19 protein-coding genes are annotated in these 14336 nt (G+C 41.7%); 17 read left to right on the top strand and 2 right to left on the bottom strand.

Annotation, left to right across the window (positions count from 1 at the left end):
* Positions 1-156: 156 nt before the first annotated feature.
* From GD002_RS11515 to GD002_RS11485, 7 genes are all read left to right on the top strand, one after another.
* Positions 157-378, top strand: a complete 222-nt coding sequence (locus GD002_RS11515; RefSeq protein WP_153732511.1) for a transcriptional regulator — start codon at positions 157-159, stop codon at positions 376-378.
* On the top strand, positions 379-738 hold the full coding sequence (locus GD002_RS11510) for a hypothetical protein (RefSeq protein WP_153732510.1): 360 nt from the start codon (positions 379-381) through the stop codon (positions 736-738).
* Between the two features lie 77 nt (positions 739-815).
* Positions 816-1004 carry a hypothetical protein gene (locus tag GD002_RS11505; RefSeq protein WP_153732509.1) on the top strand — a complete coding sequence of 63 codons (189 nt, stop codon included), beginning with the start codon at positions 816-818 and terminating at the stop codon, positions 1002-1004.
* Between the two features lie 92 nt (positions 1005-1096).
* A complete protein-coding gene (locus GD002_RS18105) occupies positions 1097-2161 on the top strand; it encodes an MBL fold metallo-hydrolase (protein WP_304625001.1) in 1065 nt (354 codons plus the stop codon).
* Positions 2158-2394, top strand: coding sequence for a DUF3006 domain-containing protein (locus GD002_RS11495; RefSeq protein ID WP_153732508.1), 237 nt, complete (start codon positions 2158-2160; stop codon positions 2392-2394). Before GD002_RS18105 ends, GD002_RS11495 begins: the two co-directional genes overlap by 4 nt.
* Before the next feature lie 366 nt (positions 2395-2760).
* A complete protein-coding gene (locus tag GD002_RS11490) occupies positions 2761-3702 on the top strand; it encodes a thymidylate synthase (RefSeq protein WP_153732507.1) in 942 nt (313 codons plus the stop codon).
* 13 nt (positions 3703-3715) lie between these two features.
* Complete coding sequence (locus GD002_RS11485) at positions 3716-4198, top strand: dihydrofolate reductase (RefSeq protein WP_153732506.1); 483 nt, start codon at positions 3716-3718, stop codon at positions 4196-4198.
* 8 nt (positions 4199-4206) lie between these two features.
* On the opposite strand, the gene trhA is transcribed toward GD002_RS11485, so the two are convergent.
* Positions 4207-4842 carry a PAQR family membrane homeostasis protein TrhA gene (gene trhA, locus GD002_RS11480; RefSeq protein ID WP_153732505.1) on the bottom strand — a complete coding sequence of 212 codons (636 nt, stop codon included), beginning with the start codon at positions 4840-4842 and terminating at the stop codon, positions 4207-4209.
* 82 nt (positions 4843-4924) lie between these two features.
* On the opposite strand from trhA, the gene GD002_RS11475 reads away from it, so the two are divergent.
* From GD002_RS11475 to GD002_RS11430, 10 genes are all read left to right on the top strand, one after another.
* Complete coding sequence (locus tag GD002_RS11475) at positions 4925-5776, top strand: DegV family protein (RefSeq protein ID WP_153732504.1); 852 nt, start codon at positions 4925-4927, stop codon at positions 5774-5776.
* 17 nt (positions 5777-5793) lie between these two features.
* The gene (locus GD002_RS11470) at positions 5794-6597 is read left to right on the top strand and encodes an SGNH/GDSL hydrolase family protein (RefSeq protein WP_153732503.1); all 804 of its coding nucleotides are present in this window, start codon (positions 5794-5796) and stop codon (positions 6595-6597) included.
* 13 nt (positions 6598-6610) lie between these two features.
* Complete coding sequence (locus tag GD002_RS11465; RefSeq protein ID WP_153732502.1) at positions 6611-7186, top strand: YpmS family protein; 576 nt, start codon at positions 6611-6613, stop codon at positions 7184-7186.
* Between the two features lie 13 nt (positions 7187-7199).
* Entirely contained in the window at positions 7200-7739 is a 540-nt protein-coding gene (gene msrA, locus GD002_RS11460) for a peptide-methionine (S)-S-oxide reductase MsrA (protein WP_153732501.1), read from the top strand.
* Positions 7729-8154, top strand: coding sequence for a peptide-methionine (R)-S-oxide reductase MsrB (gene msrB, locus GD002_RS11455; RefSeq protein ID WP_153732500.1), 426 nt, complete (start codon positions 7729-7731; stop codon positions 8152-8154). The genes msrA and msrB overlap by 11 nt, the downstream gene beginning before the upstream one ends.
* Positions 8155-8169: 15 nt before the next feature.
* On the top strand, positions 8170-8394 hold the full coding sequence (locus tag GD002_RS11450) for a YozE family protein (protein ID WP_153732499.1): 225 nt from the start codon (positions 8170-8172) through the stop codon (positions 8392-8394).
* 78 nt (positions 8395-8472) lie between these two features.
* Positions 8473-9177, top strand: a complete 705-nt coding sequence (gene deoD / locus GD002_RS11445; RefSeq protein WP_153732498.1) for a purine-nucleoside phosphorylase — start codon at positions 8473-8475, stop codon at positions 9175-9177.
* 128 nt (positions 9178-9305) lie between these two features.
* Positions 9306-10805 carry a lmo1851 family serine protease gene (locus GD002_RS11440; RefSeq protein WP_153732497.1) on the top strand — a complete coding sequence of 500 codons (1500 nt, stop codon included), beginning with the start codon at positions 9306-9308 and terminating at the stop codon, positions 10803-10805.
* 84 nt (positions 10806-10889) lie between these two features.
* Positions 10890-11792: a CobW family GTP-binding protein gene (locus GD002_RS11435; protein ID WP_153732496.1), complete on the top strand. Its 903-nt coding sequence runs from the start codon at positions 10890-10892 to the stop codon at positions 11790-11792.
* A gap of 179 nt (positions 11793-11971) precedes the next feature.
* Entirely contained in the window at positions 11972-12859 is an 888-nt protein-coding gene (locus GD002_RS11430; RefSeq protein WP_153732495.1) for a CAP domain-containing protein, read from the top strand.
* Positions 12860-12951: 92 nt separating this feature from the next.
* Here GD002_RS11430 and GD002_RS11425 read toward each other — a convergent pair whose 3' ends face one another.
* Complete coding sequence (locus tag GD002_RS11425) at positions 12952-14319, bottom strand: MATE family efflux transporter (protein WP_153732494.1); 1368 nt, start codon at positions 14317-14319, stop codon at positions 12952-12954.
* Between the last annotated feature and the right edge of the window lie 17 nt (positions 14320-14336).

Raw genomic sequence — 14336 nt, 5'->3', positions numbered from 1 at the left:
GACAGTAGAAATGGAGTTTCCACTTGGTTCCGATCGTTTCAATCGGAAGTATGTAGCCTTCGGAATGAAAGAATGGCGCTATCACTTTACAAAGTTAAACGCTTCTTTACAAACGAACAAACATTCCTTATAATCGATTCAAGGAGGGGAACGCATGTGCTTAAGACATTAGAAAGAGCGGTAAAGTATGGCGAAACATTAGAAGTAATGTACATGGCCAAAGATGGCTCAATCAGCAAGCGGCGAGTGAAGGTGCTGCATATGCATAAAGAATCCTTTGTGGCATACTGCTTCCTGCGTAAAGCCAAGCGGACCTTTATCATCGACAATGTCTTAGCAGCGGTTCCCATAACACATAAAGAAAGTCTGGTGATCTGATTGCGTTTGATTCCGGACGAAGCAATACCATATTTTGAAAACATGATCTACCTGCCAATGATCATGACCATACTATCCAAAGATCGTTCGCGCTTTGAAAATCTACCTCTTAAATTTAATGGTCCTTATATAGCGTTTATTGATGATACTATGGCTGCGGTTCAATTAGATCTGAAACAGACGCACGATTATCTACGGCAGAATCAAATGAAGCTTATTAAAGGTAAACAAGAAGGCATCTTCACCGAATATATTTTTATACATAACGGCTATGAAGACTCACGCAATTACCTAAGTTTCCGGCTGCGCAATAGAACGGAAGAACTGATGAATAAATACTTTTCAAAAGAAAAAAATTGATTTACATATTATTTAGATAATTTGAAGGATATTGAACCCCTATGTCGAATTGACTATTAAAATGGGGGTGATTATCAGTGAAAAAGTACACAGTTTCTTTAAATTTAAAGAATGGAACAAATTTTAGTTTTGAGACAGACATGGATGTTAAAACGATTCAACCGATTTACATTAATGGTGCGCAAATGGTGGTAACTGAAACTGCAAGTTACAATGTTTTGCAAGTGAACAACATAGAAGTTGTAGAAAACCAACTACTTCAATAATGCTTTCTTAGGTTATATTGGAAAATTATGTAGACAACTAGATACATACATACTATGATAGTCCTTAATATAGCCTATAAGGGGGAGAAAATTTGAAGAAGATTACAACGTTATTAATGGCTATTGTATTAACAATTAGTCTGTTACCTGTGTCTACGGATGCAGCGGCAGCAAAAGACATGAAAGTACACTTTATCGACGTAGGACAAGGAGATGCCATCCTGGTACAAGCTCCAAACGGCAAAAACATGTTAGTTGACGGCGGTCCTAAAGCGGCAGGCAGCAAAGTAGTCTCGTTTCTAAAGTCAAAAGGTGTTAAGCGTCTTGATTATGTAGTAGCAACTCATCCAGATGCGGACCATATCGGTGGCTTGGAAGCGGTTCTAAATGCGTTTCCTGTGACAAACTTTATCGACTCTGGACATCCACACACAACACAAACCTACTATAATATGTTGGCGTTAATCGACAAAAAGAATATTAAGTTTACAATTGCTAAAGAATTGGACAAGTTAGCATTAGATCCACAATTAATCACTCGCGTGTTGTACGCAGATGAAAGTGCTAAAGACAGCAATGCGGCATCGATTGTCTTAAAGATTACGTATAACAAGGTATCGTTCCTATTAATGGGCGATGCGGATATTACAACTGAAAACTATCTCAAGTCTAAGTATGATGTCAAAGCGACTGTCCTCAAAAACGGCCACCATGGATCTGATACAAGCAGTTCGGCGGCGTTTATTAGTGCTGTGAAGCCGAGCGTTGCAATCTTATCATATGGCAAAAATAACAGCTACGGTCATCCTAATTTAGCTGTAGAGGCACGACTTAAAAACGTAGGTGCAAAAACTTACAAAACACCGATACATTGTAATATCACAGTCACTACAAACGGCACTAAGCACTCCGTTTCAAATAGTTGCGGCAATGTATCTGTAGCCAAACCAGCGCCATCTAAGCCGGTAGCAAAGCCTGCACCGTCTAAGCCGACTCAAAAGCCTGTAGCAAAACCGAAACCGACACCACCTAAAGTACAGACTGGTTTCAAAAACTGTACAGAGTTGCGAAAAGTATATCCGAGCGGAGTAGCAAAAGGACATCCGGCATATCAATCTAAGATGGATCGAGATAAAGATGGGTGGGCATGCGAATGAGTAAAAAATATACATTAGATCGCATTGAAGAGGGTCAGTATGTATTTCTAGACTACCCCGACGAAATTAATCAAGTATTAATTTCAGTTTCTGATGTTACCGAGTCGATTAAAGAAGGCGACATTGTTGAAATTCACTCTGATGGTAAAATTATCGTGTTGAAAGAAGAAACAGAAATCACGCACGAGAAAGTTAATGCGTTACTTGAAAAGCTGAAAAATAAAAATCGATAATCAAACATCCACCAACTCAGTCGAGAAGGTGGATGTTTTACTAGATATGACAAATTCATTTAAATCATTTTAATTTTTAGCTGTACCCCAAGTGTACCCCAGAAGGATACTTTAAAATATGTTAAATTACGAAAGGTAAAAGAATACGGTACGTTTGAAACATTATACATATCAACATTGTAATTATAAATTACCCAATAATATAATTGCCATCGAATACTGGAGTAAAAACACACCTCCAAAATGGCTTTCGTAACCAGCCATTTTGCGGTGTGTTTTTTTGTCGCGATATTGCGGGTTATGTTTCTTTTTGTCACGACTGAAATAATGCTATACTGTATGTAATTTAGAAGAGGGAGTCTGAAAATGAAGCAATATTTAAATCTATGTGAACATATTCTAGAAACAGGGACGACAAAAGGAGATCGCACGGGTACGGGTACGTATAGTGTGTTCGGTTATCAAATGCGGTTTGATTTAGCGCAAGGTTTTCCGTTATTGACAACTAAACGAATGGCGTTTCGTTTAATCGTTTCGGAGTTACTGTGGTTTTTGAAAGGGGATACAAACATTCGTACCCTTATTCAAGAACGGAATGGTATTTGGGATGAATGGGCGTTTGAACGATATGTCAAAAGTGACGCCTATACGGGGCCAGATATGACGAATTTCGGTCATCGTGTGTTAGAAGATGAACAGTTCGCTGAAGTCTACAAAGCGGAGTTGGCTACATTTAAAGAACGTGTGCTAGCGGATGAAGACTTTGCGGCCACTTATGGAGATTTAGGTCCTGTTTATGGAAAACAGTGGAGAGCATGGGATACGGATCATGGCGTCATTGATCAACTGGCACAGGTTATTGAAAGCATCAAAACGAATCCAAATTCGCGCCGCCATATCGTTACGGCTTGGAATCCAGCTGAAGTCGATGACATGGCGTTACCCCCTTGTCATTTACTGTTCCAATTTTATGTTTCGGACGGAAAGTTATCGTGCCAATTATATCAACGCAGTGCGGATGTCTTCTTAGGCGTACCATTTAATATCGCTTCGTATGCGTTATTGATTCATTTGATCGCACATGAATGTGGACTCGAAGTGGGCGAATTTGTCCATACACTAGGAGACGCGCATATTTATCAAAATCACTTGACACAAGTGCAAGAACAATTATCGAGAGAACCGAAAAACCTACCAACGTTGAAGATCAATTATGCAGGACGATCTATTTTCGAATTAAACGTAGAGGATATTACTGTGGAAGATTATGATCCACACCCAAAAATCACTGCACCGATTGCTGTATAAGGAGGAAGTTCATTTGATTTCACTACTAGTAGCTCATGATCTACATCGTGTGATCGGGGTAGACAACCAAATGCCATGGCATATCCCCGAAGAACTGGCTTATTTTAAAAAGATGACGATGGGAAAAGCCGTCGTAATGGGACGTAAAACATTCGAATCGATTGGGCGCCCGTTACCTGGACGCTTAAACATTATTATTACACGCAACCCCTCTTATGAAGCAGCAGGTGTTACGGTTGTGCATGATCTACAAAGAGCCATACAGATCGCTGAAGAATATGCAGAAGAAGTGATGATTATTGGCGGTGCTCAGATTTTCGAGATGTCACTGGATGTTGCCGATCGACTGTATATTACGGTGATTGAAAAATCCTATCCTGGCGATACCTTTTTTCCGGAATATGGAGAGGGTTGGAAGTTAACGAGCGAGTCCGACACACACTATGCGCAAGACGGCACACCGTATGTTTATCAAATTTGGGACAAAAAAGAATAGCGTCCTTCTCATACATACAGAAGGACGCTAAAATACATGGCTGCGCTGCCGGCGATGACAAACAAGTGCCAAATCGCATGATTGTACGGCAAGCGCCGCCACATATAAAAAATTGAGCCGAACGTGTAAAAGACTCCACCTAGCACGAGTAACCAAAAACCGGCTTGTGGAAGTTGTTCATACAACGGCTTAATCGCAATAACGATTAGCCAGCCCATGACGATATAGAGAGCCAGAGACACTTTTTCAAAACGGTGTATAAAAAAGATTTTAAACAAAATCCCTAGTATGGTAAGGCCCCAAATGATACCAAATAATGTCCAACCGAGAGCTCCCTTTAACGTTACAAGCAAAAAAGGTGTGTAGGTGCCCGCAATTAGGACATAGATGGCGGAGTGGTCCAAAATAGAGAAAAACTCTTTTACTTTAATGGGCATACTATGTAATAACGTACTCATTAAAAAAAGCAGTAGCATAGAAACTCCAAAAATCGTAAAGCTAACGACCGCTATTGCTGTGCCATGTTCTACACCTGCTAAGATCAAGTAAACGAGCGCAGGTATACTTAGCAGGAAGCCAATGGCATGGGTGATCGCGTTCCAGCGTTCTTCGGACAGATTCTTAAAATCAAATGCATCGAACATATGAGAACACCTCCTCAACCACTACTATAGCAATAAATGAACAAAAAATCGCATTTCACAGCACGCGAAGGAGACCATACCCATGAAAAAAATACACATTGTCACGGATTCAACAGCAGATCTTACACAAGAATTGATCGAACAATATAAAATCCATGTCGTTCCACTCACTATTCAAATTAATGAAAAATCCTATGTAGATGGAGTAGACCTCCACCCTGAACAATTTCTCGATCTCATGCGGGAATCAAAAGAACTGCCGAAAAGTTCACAGCCCGCTGTTGGGGTCTTTCAAAAATTATATGATGAATTAGGAGCAGATGGTTCATCCGTTCTATCGATCCATATGACAGGCGGAATGAGTGGCACGGTGAAATCCGCACAAACAGCAGCACAGGCGTCCTCTTCTGATGTGACAGTAGTTGATTCCATGTACATTTCCCATGCACTGACGTTTCAAGTGCTAGAAGCTTGTCGTCTAGTGGAAGAAGGAAAGTCTGTACAAGAAATTGTCAGTGAGCTAGATAGTGTTCGTAAACGTTCTTCACTATATGTAGTGGTCGACGTACTGGATAATCTAGTAAAAGGTGGACGCATCGGCAAGGGGAAGGCGATGTTCGGTTCCTTGATGAATATTAAACCCATTGCTACCTTAAAAGATGGCGTCTATACACCTGTCGCAAAAGTACGTAGTCATAAGCAAGTCGTTACCTATCTATTGAACGAGTTTAAAAAAGAGACAGCAGGGAAAGTAATTCGTAGTGTGGGGATTGCGCATGCCAATGGACTGGCAATGGCAGAACCTTTAAAAGCACGGATTGAAGAAATGGGCATACAAGTAAAATTAACGTTTACGACGCCAATCGTCAGTACGCATACAGGGGAAGGCGCGATTGGTTTTATGTTTTACACAGATGAAAACTACCAAAATTAAAGGGGAAGGTAGAGTTTATGAGAAGAATGGTTTTGCTGTTGTTCGTCTTCTCATTGTTCTTATCAGGATGCCAAACACCATTTAGCCTAAAAGACACGACATTGTCCGAACGGGAACCTGTTCTCTTTGAACCTTTTTCAATTCCCGAATACTTTGTTCCTAAGCGTGTAAATGTAGTAGGACTAGGGGATTCATTGACACAAGGGGTAGGAGATGAACGGAAAGAAGGCGGGTACTTCGGACGCTTGACGACGGACATGGAACAATGGAAAGGCATTCGGGAAGTAGATGCCGTGAATTTGGCAAAACGAGGACGGCGAAGTGATCAATTACTCGATCAGCTAGAGGATGCCGAAGTACAAGAAGCCATTGTGCAAGCTGATTATATTGTGCTAACAATTGGCGGCAACGATTTAATGAAGGTGGTCAAAGGAAACTTTTTGAAGATGAAACTTTCCGATTTTTATAAGGAACTGGGCAAATTTGAAAACAGAATGGACGAATTGTTCCAGTTAGTTCGATTGCTCAATCCGAACGCGCCAATCGTTGTCGCAGGCTTATACAATCCCTTTTCAGTCGTCACGGACGAAGTGGAGGAATTTGAAGTCATTGTGAATGATTGGAACGCTTCACTGGAAGAACAAGTCGAAAAAGACGGCATGGCTTGTTTTGTACCTGTAAAAGATTTATTTAATTCGAATACAAATATGGTTTATCACACAGACTTTTTTCATCCAAACAGCAAAGGCTATGATTGGATGGCGAAACGATTTGTAGATGAAATGAAAAGTTGTTCTGCTATTGAGCTGGAAGTGGAGTGAGAGGAGAGTACCCATGAATTATTGGAAAATCGCATTTTTCAGCCTTGCGGGATTACTTGCCGCATCGCTAGTCGGCCTTATTTTGTTGATCGGCAGCACGACGTCTTCACCTCCTCTTCCTAAATCAAACCCTTCCACAAAAGAGACCTATTCACTTGCGTTGAATACGACGAAGGAAAATTTTGAAGGGATCGCGAATACGTACATACGAAAAGCGATGAAAGGCAATGCGTTACCTGTCGAGTTAGAAATGCGGGAGGATGTAGTCCTTACTTCTGAACTCACCGTGTTTTCCTACACGTTGCCATTTGAAATGCATTTCGATCCGATTGTGCAGGAAGATGGAAACTTAATCCTGAAACAATCGTCTATGGAATTAGGGCAATTAAATATTCCACCTTCTACTGTGTTAAAGTTGTTAAAAAACTCAGTGGAGTTTCCTTCATGGATGATTGTGCGACCAAAAGAGGAAGAGATTTTCATTGATCTACAGGATTTGCCGGTATCCGGTGATATCCAAGTGAAAGCAAAGAACATAAATTTGGCTAAAGACGAGATTATATTGGAAGTATTAATTCCGAAAAATTAAGGAGGCAGGAAGTATGGCAAAACAATTTGCAACATTCGCAGGTGGGTGTTTTTGGTGTATGGTCAAACCGTTTGATCTCTATGAAGGTGTCCATTCTGTGACATCAGGTTACACAGGTGGAACAAAAGTGAATCCGACGTATGAAGAAGTGTGTTCGAACACGACGGGTCATCGCGAAGCAGTACAAATCGAATTTGATGACGAAATCATTTCTTATAAGGAATTACTGAATATTTTCTGGCAAGTGATTGATCCTACAGATGCAGGTGGGCAGTTCCATGATCGTGGAGAGTCTTATAAGTCCGCGATTTATACTCATTCGCCAGAACAGCAAATAGAAGCACAAGAATCGAAAGGTAACCTACAAGCAAGCGGAAAGTTTGATAAGCCGATCGTCACGGACATTTTACCAGCACATCCATTCTATCCAGCAGAAGAATATCACCAGCAATACTACGAAAAGAATCCAGGCCACTACGAACGCTACACCGTAGGATCGGGTCGGGCTGGATTTATAGAGCGGAATTGGGGGGTCAATCCTTATGAAAAATGACTTGAAAAACCGCTTGACGGACATGCAGTATTACGTCACGCAGGAAAGTGGTACCGAACCACCGTTTCAAAATGAGTTTGATGCGCATTTTGAAGACGGGCTTTATGTCGATATCGTATCAGGGAAACCTCTATTCAGTTCCCGTGATAAATTCAACGCGGGTTGTGGATGGCCAAGCTTTACGAAACCGATTGAATCTGAGGAAGTGACAGAGCATTTTGATACAAGTCACGGCATGCGTCGTACAGAAGTCCGCAGCAAAACGGCCGACTCGCATTTAGGACATGTGTTCCCGGATGGACCAGCTGATCAAGGTGGCTTGCGTTATTGTATCAATTCTGCGGCATTACGTTTTATTCCAGTCTCTGATCTTGAGAAAGAAGGATACGGTGAATATGTCGGTTTATTCGAATAAAGGAAGGTGATGACGATGGATCGATCCTTTTATCATTTTGCACTACGGTATCGTGGCGGCAGTAAAGACGATAAGAAAGCACTATTTGCAGAAAAAATGTTTCGCGATCCGAGTTTTCCAAAGAATGAAGAAGAATTCGATACGTTGTCACGTTATGTGGAAGATCAAGCAGATGACGATTTGGGTTCCATCACATTTGATGAACTGTATGCGATCTATGAAGATGTATGCAGTAGATAAGGAGCGAGGTCTTCATTGCATCTCGCCCGTATTCGCTGTATGATAAAACTAAAATAGTGAAGTGAGGCTGACGTACACATGAGTATACATATTAACGCAAAAAAGGGCGATATTGCAGACACGATTCTTCTACCTGGAGATCCATTGCGCGCAAAGTTCATCGCAGAAACATTTTTAGAAGACGTAGTTCAGTACAATGAAGTCCGTAATATGTTTGGGTTTACAGGGACCTATAAAGGAAAACGGATTTCAGTCCAAGGAACGGGGATGGGTGTACCTTCGATTTCCATTTACACCACTGAATTGATGCAAGAATTTGACGTAAAAAAATTGATTCGTGTCGGGACTTGTGGCGCGATTCAAAAAGACGTTAAAGTACGTGACGTCATCTTAGCTCAGAGCGCAACGACAAATTCTTCATTAAACGACACGGTGTTCGGACCAATTCGTTTTGCGCCAACTGCCGATTTTGACTTATTATTAAAAGCATATAATGCAGGGAAGGAAAAAGGTCTACATTTGCAAGTCGGGAATGTCTACACAGAAGATTTCTTCTATAATGAAGACGGACAACATGAGAAATTAGCTCGTCATGGCGTATTGGCAGTTGAAATGGAAGCGGCAGCTCTCTACACATTGGCTGCACGATTTGGCTGTCAAGCACTCGCTGTCCTAACTGTTAGTGATCATATCCTGACTGGAGAAATCACAACGCCTGAGGAACGTCAAACGACATTCCATGATATGATCGAAGTAGCACTTGAAGCAGCGATTGCTGAGTAAGCAGTAAACCGAATTCAGTACCTATGACACACTTCGATCAGTGGTATAGGTGTATATTGAGAACCTTTGAACGAAGACCGCTCTTGGTAGCGGTTCTTTTCATGGGAGTTTAGAAAGTAGGGAAGACGATGGACGAAAAAGATGCTCATGAAAACGGGGAGTTAGAACCAGAAAAAAAGCCGGAACCGAGTCGATATATCCGCATCAAGCCGTTTTCGTTGATCATGCTCATCTTTGCCCTTGTGCTGGCGACAGCAGCGGTCACATTCTTCACACTAACAGTCGGTGATGAAAAAGTCGTAGAAGTTGTTAAACCTCAGCAAGTGGGAATAGAACGGAAAGAATTCAATAAACTTTTCGATGCATATGATCAACTAAAACAAAGTTATTTTGATGAAGTGGACGACCAAGTTGTCATAGATGGTGCCATCAATGGTATGGTCGACGCGCTCGGTGATCCGTATTCGGACTATTTAAATGAGAAAGAAGCAAAACAACTCAATGAAAGTATTTCGTCAAGTTTTGAAGGAATCGGTGCGGAAATTCAAGAGTCCAATGGCTATATAAGTGTCGTATCTCCTATTAAAAATTCACCTGCTGAAAAAGTAGGGCTCTTACCGAATGACACGATTTTAGCTGTAGATGGAAAAAGCATCCATGGTATGTCTTCCTCGGAAGCGGTCCTGTTAATTCGGGGAGAAAAAGGCTCAACGGTCACGTTATCGATTCGACGAGGGACACGTGAAGAACCGTTCGATGTCAAAATTGTACGTGACGTCATACCAATCCATACCGTGTATGCCGAAATGTTGGATGATAAAATCGCGCATATTAATATTACCTCCTTCTCAGAAAATACGTATACGGAATTACTGGACGCTTTAAATGAAATGACAGAAAAAGGGATGAAAGGTGTCCTAATTGATGTACGCCAAAATCCAGGAGGCATCCTGAGTGGTGCCATCGATATTTCTGATCTATTTGTAGAAGAAGGAAAAGCGTTATTTCAAACGCAAGAAAAAGGCCGTCCAGCTGAAGTGTATCCAGCATCGAATGGTCAGAAAGTAAATGTGCCAGTTGCGTTGATCGTGGACGATGGCAGTGCATCTGCCTCAGAAATTTTAGCAGGCGCTCTCAAAGAGTCAGCAAAAATTCCGATTGTCGGAGTCAAAACCTTTGGAAAAGGAACCGTACAAACACCTACGCAACTGCAGGATGGTTCCAATCTGAAATTGACTACCGCTAAGTGGTTGACGCCAAACGGCAACTGGATCCATAAAAAAGGAATTGAGCCAGACGTCAAAGTGCCATATCCTTCCTATGCAACGCTTCCGTTTTTGGATTCATCAGAAGAAATGAAGGAAGGAATGGTATCTCCAACTGTACAAGCTGCTGAAGAGATGTTAGAGGCGGTAGGATACGATCCAGGAGAAGCGGATGGGCTGTATGACAAAAATACGGCACAAGCCGTCAAAACGTTACAGAAAGATTTGTCACTCGAACAAACCGGTGTGTTGTCTGGAGATACAACGATCGGCTTAATGCAAAAATTACGTGATAAAATGAAAAAAGATGATCCGCAATTGTTGAAAGCGAAAGAGGTCGTCTTAAAAGAAATCAACTCATAACTAGTTCCGTTCGATACGGACAAGAAGACGCGTCCAGCACAGTGAGCTTGGACGCGTTTCTTCTATAAGAAAGGATAGAGATGTATGATCGATGTATATTTAGTAAGCGGTTTTCTCGGAAGTGGGAAAACTTCCTTACTCGTCCAATTAATTGACCAAGTAAATAAATCAGGTAGACAACCAGCTGTTCTAATGAACGAATTTGGTGAACTCAATATAGATAGCCAACTAGTAGAAGAAGCTGGCGACGTGCCGTTAAAAGAGTTATTGAATGGCTGCATCTGTTGCACAGGTGCTGAATCAACGGAAGCGCAACTACAAAGCTTATTAGCAGACTATCCGCACATCGATGTCCTATTTATCGAAACGACTGGGGCCGCGCATCCTGTAGAAGCATTAGACGCGGTCTATTCCCCTTTATTCGCAGATCAATTAACCGTGAAAGGGATCGTCACTGTCGTAGATGCCAAGCGTTGGATAGACCGAGACAAGCTCTCACCTCGGATGCTTGCACTTTTCTTAGAACAAGTTCGACATGCCCATTTTATGCTGTTGAACAAAGTAGATTTATTAACAGCTGACCAATTGGCATTCGTCACGATGCAAGTGACGCAATTCAATAGCTTTGCGCCTCTTGTACAGACAACGAATGCGAAAATGGATTTTAGCTATCTAGAGAAGATGGTCGATGCAGCTTCTGCTCCTACACAAGCTGTGAGTACGGGTAGGGGGTTACCACTGGCTTCGAAGGTACTAACATTTGATCAGCCGATAAATCAAGATCATTTTGAGGAGTGGGTGCGTTCACTACCTGACACCGTGTATCGGATGAAAGGATATATTCAATTAGAAGGTTCCAGATACTCACATCTTTTTCAATATGCCTATGGGATGGTCAATTGGATTCCTGAATATATGCAAATCCCTTCGAAAGTAGTCATCATAGGAGAGCAAATTTCAAACATCGAATATCCCTCTCCACAGTAGTTGTCAATACCTTTTCACTACCAATAGTCTTCATGGAAGGGGAATATTGCTAAATGAAAGGAAGCTGACCCTCTAATCTGATAGGTTTGTAGATTGGATTGGATAGACTGGTAATTTTCGTCACATTTTCTCCTTTTCTAAAACGTTATGATTGGATGCGTAGAAGAGGAGGTACAGAGATGAAAAAACCATTATCAATCATCTTATTAAGCTCAGCTATTTTATTGCCCAACCATTCGGCGGAGGCAAGCACGATCGACACGACGCAAACTAGCCATACGTATAAGTGGAATGTACTCCACAACCAAAACCCGGATCTATTCAATTATATCTGGAAAAAATACAGTTTCATTCTGGAAAACCTACCAAACAAGCCGGTTGAAAAGCCTGAACAGCCGAACAAGCCAGAAGAAAAGCCAGAACAACCGAGTAAGCCGGTAGAAAAACCTGAACAACCGAACAAGCCAGAGGAAAAGCCACAACAACCTAGTAAGCCAGAAGAAAAACCTGAACAACCGAACAAGCCAGAGGAAAAGCCACAACAACCTAGTAAGCCAGAAGAAAAACCTGAACAGCCGAGCAAGCCAGAGGAAAAGCCACAACAACCAAGCACGCCAACTGAAGAACCACAACAGCCTACTACACCGCCAACAGCTGAAAAACCACAACAGCCAGCAACCGATGCAAATGTATCTGCAGTAGAGCAAGCGGTATTAGACTTAACAAATGCAGAACGTGCAAAAGCAGGCTTGAAGCCATTGCAATTTGACACAGCTCTACAAAAATCTGCAAAACAAAAGTCAGCAGACATGGCGAAAAATAATTATTTTTCACACACAAGCCCTACGTATGGTTCACCATTTGATCAAATGAAGATGAATGGCATTACATACCGTGCAGCGGCTGAAAACATTGCGATGGGTCAGCGGACTGCTCAAGAAGTAGTGACCGCTTGGATGAACTCTGAAGGCCACAGAAAAAATATCCTGACTCCAGGATTCACGCATATCGGTATCGGATATGATGCAAACGGTAATTACTGGACACAACAATTTATTCAAAAATAACATGTAGAAGCCGTCCTGAAAGTCATAAGAAATGACTTTCTAGGACGGCTTCTTTTTTTGATAGTAGAACCAAGCATAACACTACTCTTACATTAGAATGATTCCGCTCGTGATTGTTCCTGCCTCTTTTGAATCGTACGTAGGCGGAAGGAAAGAATGATGGCTCCTATCGTTAAACCCGTGATAAGTCCAACCCAATATCCATACGCTTCTAAACTAGTATAGCGAGCCAGCAAGAAACCTGTTGGCAAACCGATCAACCAAAACGAAATCACGCCCACTATAAACGTCATCGTTACATCTTTATAGCCACGTAATGCACCTTGAATGGGCGCCTGCACGGCATCAGATAACTGAAAGAAGGCCGCATAGATAAAAAACTGCATAGCTAGCGTAACAATAGCGGAATCTGGTGTATACATCGAAGCGATCGACTCACGGAATGATAGCAGGATGAATATGGATAGAAAACTAAACAAAACAGCAAATCCAATTCCGAGATATGTATAATCTCTAGCGTCTTTCGGACGGTTCCCGCCAATCGACTGACCAACTAATATCGTCGTTCCCATTGATACGCTTAGTGGCACCATATATAGTAACGATGTAAAATTTAAAGCGATTTGATGTGCGGAAATGACTTGAGCGGTATAACTGCTCATGAGTAAGGTGACGACCGAAAATATACTCATCTCGACAAAGATCGAAAGACCGATCGGCACCCCAACAACCAGAATCCCTTTCCATCTACTAAAGGACACACGCTGCCAACCGCTGAATAACATAAAATCTTTGAAGTGATTAGATGACCACGCAATTAAAGCGGCTATCAAAAATACCAACCAATAGGTAATACCTGAGGCATAGCCTGCTCCGGCACCACCTAGTTCAGGAAATCCGAAACGTCCAAAAATCAATAGATAGTTCAAACAGATATTAATAGGGGCGGATAATAAAATGATGAACATTGACACACGTGTCGCACCAAGCGCATCGAAAAACGAACGTAAGACCGTATAAGCCATCAACGGGACTAGACCGATACTCATCCCAGTCAAATATTCAGTCGCGACTTGAACTACTTGATCATCCAGAGGCATTTTGGCAATCGCCGGCAACACGCCCCACTTTATGAGCATAAAAATGATTGCCGAAAGAGTAAGAGAAACGTATAATGCTTGCTGGACAGTAGGTCGTATCTCTCTTTTGTTCTTTGCACCGATCTGCTGTGCGATAATAGGAGTGAGTCCCATTAAAATACCTGCAAGCCCTGTATAGACGGGCGTCCAAAAGGAGGTTCCGATTGTGACACCCGCTAGATGATACGTATCATAGCGACCTGTCATGAGAATATCAAAGAAAGACATCAAATACAGTGCGACTTGGGTAATTAATATAGGGATCATAATCTTAATGAATAGCAAAATTTTTTGTTTAACTGTTTTCGTTGAAGTAGACATGGTTTTCATTTCCTCTA

Origin of the sequence: Sporosarcina obsidiansis (genome assembly GCF_009651005.1) — a bacterium.
In the GTDB taxonomy this organism is placed as follows: domain Bacteria; phylum Bacillota; class Bacilli; order Bacillales_A; family Planococcaceae; genus Sporosarcina; species Sporosarcina obsidiansis.
The sequence above is the reverse complement of the archived record's forward strand: the minus strand, read 5'-3'. Positions and strand labels throughout refer to the sequence as shown.

Bases quoted from the DNA above. Each gene is read 5' to 3' on its own strand.
- GD002_RS11495 (WP_153732508.1), top strand. From the start codon at position 2,158: ATGAGTAAAAAATATACATTAGATCGCATTGAAGAGGGTCAGTATGTA.
- GD002_RS11490 (WP_153732507.1), top strand. From the start codon at position 2,761: ATGAAGCAATATTTAAATCTATGTGAACATATTCTAGAAACAGGGACG.
- trhA (WP_153732505.1), bottom strand. From the start codon at position 4,842: ATGTTCGATGCATTTGATTTTAAGAATCTGTCCGAAGAACGCTGGAAC.
- GD002_RS11475 (WP_153732504.1), top strand. From the start codon at position 4,925: ATGAAAAAAATACACATTGTCACGGATTCAACAGCAGATCTTACACAA.
- GD002_RS11470 (WP_153732503.1), top strand. From the start codon at position 5,794: ATGAGAAGAATGGTTTTGCTGTTGTTCGTCTTCTCATTGTTCTTATCA.
- GD002_RS11465 (WP_153732502.1), top strand. From the start codon at position 6,611: ATGAATTATTGGAAAATCGCATTTTTCAGCCTTGCGGGATTACTTGCC.
- msrA (WP_153732501.1), top strand. From the start codon at position 7,200: ATGGCAAAACAATTTGCAACATTCGCAGGTGGGTGTTTTTGGTGTATG.
- msrB (WP_153732500.1), top strand. From the start codon at position 7,729: ATGAAAAATGACTTGAAAAACCGCTTGACGGACATGCAGTATTACGTC.
- GD002_RS11450 (WP_153732499.1), top strand. From the start codon at position 8,170: ATGGATCGATCCTTTTATCATTTTGCACTACGGTATCGTGGCGGCAGT.
- deoD (WP_153732498.1), top strand. From the start codon at position 8,473: ATGAGTATACATATTAACGCAAAAAAGGGCGATATTGCAGACACGATT.
- GD002_RS11440 (WP_153732497.1), top strand. From the start codon at position 9,306: ATGGACGAAAAAGATGCTCATGAAAACGGGGAGTTAGAACCAGAAAAA.
- GD002_RS11435 (WP_153732496.1), top strand. From the start codon at position 10,890: ATGATCGATGTATATTTAGTAAGCGGTTTTCTCGGAAGTGGGAAAACT.
- GD002_RS11430 (WP_153732495.1), top strand. From the start codon at position 11,972: ATGAAAAAACCATTATCAATCATCTTATTAAGCTCAGCTATTTTATTG.
- GD002_RS11425 (WP_153732494.1), bottom strand. From the start codon at position 14,319: ATGTCTACTTCAACGAAAACAGTTAAACAAAAAATTTTGCTATTCATT.